Here is a 1,088-nt window from a genome sequence, read left to right on the forward strand (position 1 = left end):
CCTAATACGAGGTCTTTCATGATGATAAATGAAGGGGTGAGTTGTTAGAGATCAGTCGCCAGTGATGACGTTGAGGATTTCGAGCTGGCCCTTGCCTTCGCGAAACTCGGCATCGGCGAGCGGGACTTTTTCGGCGACGGCTCCGGAGAGGTAGCGGAAGTTGCCAAGGGTGAGGCCGTGCTCCTTGATCAGAACGCGGGCGAACTTGGTTTCGGTTTGCTTGGTGGATTTGGTCTTTTCGTTATCGGACATCTTCTTGATGAGTTGAGCTGAGGATTCGGCGGACATGGACTTGTCAGGATGGGATTCGGGGCGCGTCCAAAGTCATCACGGAGGCGGCGAGGTGCTTCTCGCCAACCTTGGCGGACTCATGGGAAATCGCCTTGGTGTTGATCCACACGACGCCATTGGACGGGACATTCTCCGGCCACCAGCCGTGGATGTGATCCTTTAGCGCCTGCATGACGCTGTCGCGGGTGGTGGCTTCGTTCGCGGTGAGCAAACGCGAAGAAAAGTAAGTGATCGTATAGGCTCCGTGATAGAGCGCGGCCTTGGTCTTGCTGGTGTTCTTCTCGTCTTCCAGCTTCACCAGAATGTGACTACCGCGCAGGTTCGCGAGCCTGGCCGAAAACGCGCTGGTGAGCGTGTCGTCCCAAACCGTGACGCGACCCTTCATCGCCGGGATCTTCTTTTCGATCCGCTCGGCGATGGCAAAGGCGATGGTATGAAGTGGATAGCTCATTGTTAGAAATCGAGTAAGGGTTGCCCGCCGTAGCGGACGGAGCTGCTGGCGGACGGTGGTTCCGCAATCGCGAAGGCTTTCGGGTCCATGTCAGAAAGAGATCTGAGTTCGCTTTCAGCTTGGTTCAGCTGGCGTTGGCGTGGTCCGGTTTCGCCATCCTCAAGCGGTGGGATCGCGATCAAAGCGGCCTTGGCGATGACCACGGCGGAAAAGATCATGAACGCCGGAATCGTCCCCGCTGGACCCAGAGCATGAACCCGGGGATTGGCCATGATGCGGCCGCGAATCCGTTCGCAAACCTGCGGCACAATCAGCGCAAGCCGTGGTTCCAATTGTTCGAACACAC

At 57.4% G+C, this 1,088-nt stretch carries 3 protein-coding genes; all 3 read right to left on the minus strand.

Annotation, left to right across the window (positions count from 1 at the left end):
- Window positions 1-51: 51 nt before the first annotated feature.
- On the minus strand, window positions 52-288 hold the full coding sequence (locus JIN85_RS20530) for a hypothetical protein (RefSeq protein WP_200274369.1): 237 nt from the start codon (window positions 286-288) through the stop codon (window positions 52-54).
- Between the two features lie 7 nt (window positions 289-295).
- Window positions 296-742 carry a hypothetical protein gene (locus tag JIN85_RS20535; RefSeq protein ID WP_200274371.1) on the minus strand — a complete coding sequence of 149 codons (447 nt, stop codon included), beginning with the start codon at window positions 740-742 and terminating at the stop codon, window positions 296-298.
- 2 nt (window positions 743-744) lie between these two features.
- The coding region (locus JIN85_RS20540; protein WP_234047542.1) for a hypothetical protein at window positions 745-1,088 on the minus strand (344 nt) is incomplete at its 5' end.

This window comes from Luteolibacter pohnpeiensis, from assembly GCF_016595435.1.
Taxonomy (GTDB): Bacteria; Verrucomicrobiota; Verrucomicrobiia; order Verrucomicrobiales; family Akkermansiaceae; genus Luteolibacter; species Luteolibacter pohnpeiensis.

Coding starts and splice junctions, on each gene's coding strand:
- JIN85_RS20530 (WP_200274369.1), bottom strand. CDS start 288: ATGTCCGCCGAATCCTCAGCTCAACTCATCAAGAAGATGTCCGATAAC.
- JIN85_RS20535 (WP_200274371.1), bottom strand. CDS start 742: ATGAGCTATCCACTTCATACCATCGCCTTTGCCATCGCCGAGCGGATC.